The following is a 5,376-nucleotide window of genomic DNA, read 5'->3' on the forward strand; positions in this document are numbered from 1 at the left end:
TGTGTATAAGAGACAGTGACGGGGTCGCACCACCCAAGGAAAGGCACTTTTCGTGCGTAACACCGCCCAGCTCACCACCGCCGTCCTCGCCGCCGGAGCCCTCACCCTCGGGCTCACCGCCTGCGGCGCGGGCAAGGACTCCGGCTCCGCCGACGGCCCGCTGGTCGTCGCCGCGAGCCCCGCCCCGCACGCCGAGATCCTCACCTACGTCAAGGACAACCTGGCGAAGAAGGCGGGCCTCGACCTGGAGGTCAAGGAGTTCACCGACTACGTCACACCCAACACGGCGACGGAGGACGGCTCCGTGGGCGCCAACTACTTCCAGAACCAGCCGTACCTCGACGACTTCAACAAGAAGAACGGCACCCACATCGTGCCCGTCGTCACCGTGCACCTGGAGCCTCTCGGCCTCTACTCGAACAAGGTCAAGAAGGCCGACGCCCTGAAGAGCGGTTCGACCGTCGCCGTCCCCAATGACACCGTGAACGAGGCGCGCGCCCTGAAGCTCCTCGCCGCGAACGGCCTCATCACCCTCAAGGACGGCGCGGGCAACTCGGCGACCCCCTCGGACATCGCCAAGAACCCCAAGAACCTCAAGTTCAAGGAGCTGGAGGCCGCCCAGACGCCGCGCTCCCTGGACGACGTGGACGCCGCCGTCGTGAACGGCAACTACGCCCTCGACTCCGACCTGAAGCCCGCGAAGGACGCCCTCGTCCTCGAGTCCCCGAAGAACAACCCCTACGGCAACTTCCTCGCCGTCAAGGAGGGCGAGGAGAAGGACCCGCGGGTGAAGAAGCTCGCCAAGCTGCTCACCTCCCCCGAGGTGAAGAAGTTCATCGAGGACGAGTACGCCGACGGATCCGTGCTCCCCTCCTTCTGAGGGGATGACGCACGACGTCACCGCACGGGGTCCACTCCTCACCAGGAGTGGACCCCGTGGTGCGGTTCAGTGCTTTCATGCTGCATGCTGGGCAGTTCAGCAGGCTCGAAGGTTTCCGAAGTTACGGAGCGGCGCATGACTACCACCTTCCCCGACATCTCCATCAGCACGGAGCGGTTGGTGCTGCGCCCCTTCGACGAGGACGATGCCCCGTCCCTCGCCGAGATGATGAACGACGAGCAGGTCATGGCCTGGACGGACGTCCCGCAGCCCTTCACCGCGGACAGCGCCGGCACCTGGGTCACGGAGTACGCGGCCGCCGAACGCACGGAGGGCCGGGGACTCGCCCTCGCCGTCACCGAGTTCCTGACCCAGCGCCTGGTCGGCATCATCCAGCTGACCAAGACCAACTGGCACGTGCGGTCCGCGGAACTCTCGTACGTCATCGCTCCCTGGGCGCGGGGCGAGGGCTACGCCTCGGAAGCGTCGCTCGCCACCGCCCAGTGGCTGTTCGGGGACCAGAAGTTCGAGCGCATCGAACTCCGTACGGCCGCCGACAACACCGCCTCCCAGCAGGTCGCCCAGAAGATCGGCTGTATCAGCGAGGGCGTCCTGCGCAACGCGTGCATAGCGCGCACCCGCACCGAAGAGGGCTGGGTCGAGATCCGCACGGACTTCATCGTCTGGAGCCTCCTCCCCGAGGACCTCGAAGGGGTCAGCGAGGAACTGGCCGACACCGGTGGCTTCACCTCGTTCTCGAACTGGAACTGACCCCTCGGTCTCCTCGATCTCCTCCAGGCCCCGTGGCGCACGGCCCGCGCGGCGCCTCCGGGCCCGACCAGGTACCCTCACGGAGCCCGTGTCCGGGCTGCCTCTGACAACCTGCGCGACCCCTGGAGACTGACGACGATGGCCGACCGGGTCACGGTGATCGGCTGGGACGGCTCGCCGCTGACCGCCGCGGCGCGCTCCGCCCTCGGCGCCGCCACGCTCGTGGCCGGCGCGGCCCACCACCTGGCGCTCACCGAAGTGCCCCCGCACGCCGAGCGCATCCGCCTCGGCAGCGTCGCCCTCGCCGCCCGCCGCATCACCGGCCACCGCGGTACCGCCGTCGTCCTCGCCGACGGGGACCCGGGCTTCTTCGGAGTCGTCCGCACCCTGCGGGCGCCCGAGTACGGCCTGGAGGTCGAGGTCGTCCCCGCCGTCTCGTCCGTCGCCGCCGCGTTCGCCCGCGCGGGTATGCCCTGGGACGACGCACAGGTGGTCGTCGCACACCGCCGCACCCTGCGCCGCGCGGTGAACGTGTGCCGCGCCCACACCAAGGTCGCCGTCCTCACCTCACCCGGTGCGGGACCCGCCGAACTCGGCCTGCTTCTCGACGGAATCCACCGCACCTTCGTCATCTGCGAGGAACTCGGCACCGAACGCGAACAGGTCACCATCCTGACCTCCGACAAGGCGGCCGACCACACCTGGCGCGACCCCAACGTCGTCATCGTCATGGGCGGCCCGGTCACCGCCGGCGAGGGCGGCGGCTGGATCGCCGGACGCGACCCCGGTGCCGAACCGCGCGGCTGGGCGTTGCCCGCCGACGAGTACGGCGACGACCTGGGCGAGGGCGAGACCGACCTGCTGCGCGCTGCCCAACTCGCCCGCCTCGGGCCTCGTGTGGGCGACCTCGTGTGGGACATCGGCTGCGGCAGCGGCGCATTCGCGACCGAGGCCGCGCGCTGCGGCGCCGCCGTCATCGCCGTCGACCGCACCCCCTACGCCTGCGGCCGCACGGCCGTCGCGGCCCGGCGCTTCGGCGTCCAGCTCCAAGTGGTGCACGGCACCGCGCCGCACATCCTGGAGAACCTCCCCGAACCCGACGTCGTCCGCGTCGGCGGTGGCGGAGCGCGTGTGGTCTCCGCCGTCGCCGACCGCCGTCCGCAGCGCATCGTCACGCACGCGGCCACCCGCGACGCCGCCGAGCTCATCGGGCGGGACCTCACCGAGCACGGCTACGACGTCCAGTGCGCCCTCCTGCAGTCCGTCGAACTCGACACCCGGGCCTGGACGGAGAAGGAGCGGAGCGTTGCGTTCCTGCTCACGGGGGAACTGGGGCGGCGCGAAGCACAGCGCTGAGGGGCGGCGGCGGGGCCACGAACGGGCGGCCGTCAGCGCGTTCCCTGTGATCCTGTTGTCGTACCGGCGCGGTAGGCTGGCCGATCGTTGTACCGCTCTCCGGCGTCCGGTGCTTCGTAGGCCAATGTCCGGAAAGCGCGCCCGATTTGGGGCGGGTCGTGGTACGGCGGAACCGGAGGGCGCGCAACGTGGCGCAGTCCACAGCGGACCGTGGCGGATCAAGCTGTCGCGACGGCGGGGCGACCGCGACAATAGCCAGTCAGTGGCTTTGTCGACTTGCAGGTGGGTCGTCTCGTGCCGCTGGGCACGCATGCTCGTTCTCCACTGTGGGGCGGTCGGTGCGCCGTTCCGGGCCAGCTGGCGTAGAGCACTAACCGATGGGCGAGGGGTTACGCATGACCGACACCGGCCAGGTCCCGGGCGAGGGACTGCCGGAGAACGCAGGCATGGTGGAGCAGCCGGGCGTCCACGCGCCGGGTGCGTACACCTACCTCTCCGAGACCACCGCCTCCGAGGACGACGAACTGCTGCTGCCGGGCGCGCAGGGCGCGTGGGGCAACGAGATGCCGCCGCCCGCCCCGGAGCCCATCGCCCAGGTCGTCCACGAGCCGGGCCCGCACGAGACGGACGGCCGGGATTCCGGTGCCGTCGACGTGAGCGCCGTCCGCGCACCCGGTCCGAGTTCCGTCGCACCCGAGGCACCCACCGGGGCGCCTGAGGCCGGTGCCCTCCGTGCCCCGGTCGCCACGCCCGTCCCGCAGTCGCCGATCGCCCGCCGCCCGCTGCATCTCGGCCCGCCGATCCCGGGCGGCGCCGCCAGCCCGGTCCGCTCCCTCGCCGACCGCGGCCCCGCCGGCGCCCCGGTCCCGCCGGGTGCCGTCCGCCAGCCCGGTCCGCCCGTGACGGGCCCGGAGTACCTCGACGCGCCGCAGCACCCGGAGGCCGTACCTCGGGCCGCGTCGCCCTGGGTGGCCGTGCCCGTGACGTCGTCGCTGGCCACCGGGGTTCCGGAGGCTTCGGGTGGGGCCTTGCCCGCCGAGGGGACGGTTGCAGAAACGGTCGTCCCGGAGAGCGGGCAGGCCGCCGGTACGCCCATGGCGGCGGCGCCCGCCCCCGCCGCGATGGGGGAGGTGCTCACTCCCCAGGCCCCCGGGACCGTCCAGAATCCCGAGCTTCTGCACGCGTTGGACGGCTCCCTGGACCCTGGGGCCCCCGACCCGGGCGCGTTCCCCGCGGCGGCCGTTGAGCCTCCGGTGCAGGTGCCGGTCGAGCAGCCGGTGGAGTCGGTGGCCGTGCCGGAGCAGGTCGTACCGGAGCAGGTCGTACCTGAGCAAGTCGTACCGGAACAGCCCGGGGTGGTGGCGCCCGAGCCGATGCCGGACCCGCAGCCGGTGCATGAGGCGCCCGCGGCCCAGGAGTTCGCCCTCCAGGAGCCGGTGGCTCAGGAGCCAGTGGCTCAAGAGTCGGTGGGGCAGGAGGCGGTTGGCCAGGACGTGCCCGCGGCGCCCGCAGACGAGGAGGCGGACCCGGCGGGCGCGCCGATCGCGGACCAGCCGCAGCCCACCGAGCAGGGTCCTCACCTCGCCGCCCCGGCTGCCCACATGACGGATGCCGTGTCTCAGATTCCGGACGCGGCTCCTCAAGAGGCCGTCGACTGGTCCGAGGCCCCGGCGGCTGAGACGGAGCCTCCGCAGACCGAGACCGAGACCGAGACCGAGACCGAGACCGAGACCGAGCCTCAGGCGGAGGTGGAGGCGGAGCCGCAGACGGAGAGCGCGCCGCAGGCCGAGGCCCCGCAACCGCTCGCCGCCGAAGCCGCGCCCGCTCCGGAGGGCCCGCTTGCCGTGCCCGTCGCGCCGGAGCAGCCCGTCCAGCAGACTGAGCCGGCTCAGCAGCCCCTGCCGCCCGTCCAGGAACCTGCCCTCACCGCGGCCCAGGCCCCGTCGGCCGAGCCCACCGCCCCCGAGCCGCTTCACGCGGTGCCGGCCGGGGTGACCGCGCAGGCCGAGGCAGCCCAGCAGCACGCCGTGGAGGAGGCGTCGCCCATCGGGCAGTTCGTCCCCACCGAGGAACAGCCCGCACAGGCTCCGGAGCCGGAGCCCGAGTCCCTGGCCGCGGTGGAGGAGCAGGCCGCGCCCGTGCCCGCTCAGGACGAGGCCGCCGACGCCGTAGAGGCTCCACAGGACACCCCGCTCCCGGAGAGCGCCCAGCCCCCGATCGCCGCCGTACCCATGGAGGACGAGCTTCCCGCGACCGGCCTGGAGGCTCAGCCCGCGCTCACCGAGGAGCCGCAGCCCCCCGTCCCGGAGGAGACGCTCGCTGCCACCCCGGACCCGGAGCCAGCCCCGCCTGCCGCTCCGGAACCGGAG

General features: G+C 72.6%; 3 protein-coding genes and 1 pseudogene. All 4 read left to right on the forward strand.

Features of this window, described 5'->3' with window-relative positions; genetic code table 11:
* Window positions 1-52 precede the first annotated feature (52 nt).
* Entirely contained in the window at window positions 53-880 is an 828-nt protein-coding gene (locus FNH08_RS43710) for a MetQ/NlpA family ABC transporter substrate-binding protein (protein WP_322726414.1), read from the forward strand.
* A 135-nt stretch (window positions 881-1,015) separates the two neighbouring features.
* A complete protein-coding gene (locus FNH08_RS43715) occupies window positions 1,016-1,651 on the forward strand; it encodes a GNAT family N-acetyltransferase (protein ID WP_152777066.1) in 636 nt (211 codons plus the stop codon).
* Between the two features lie 138 nt (window positions 1,652-1,789).
* Window positions 1,790-3,007, forward strand: a complete 1,218-nt coding sequence (gene cbiE / locus FNH08_RS43720; protein ID WP_152777067.1) for a precorrin-6y C5,15-methyltransferase (decarboxylating) subunit CbiE — start codon at window positions 1,790-1,792, stop codon at window positions 3,005-3,007.
* Window positions 3,008-3,402: 395 nt separating this feature from the next.
* Window positions 3,403-5,376: pseudogene (locus FNH08_RS51285) on the forward strand (hypothetical protein); the annotation flags it as partial.

The organism is Streptomyces spongiae (assembly GCF_009377185.1).
GTDB classification, from domain to species: Bacteria; Actinomycetota; Actinomycetes; order Streptomycetales; family Streptomycetaceae; genus Streptomyces; species Streptomyces spongiae.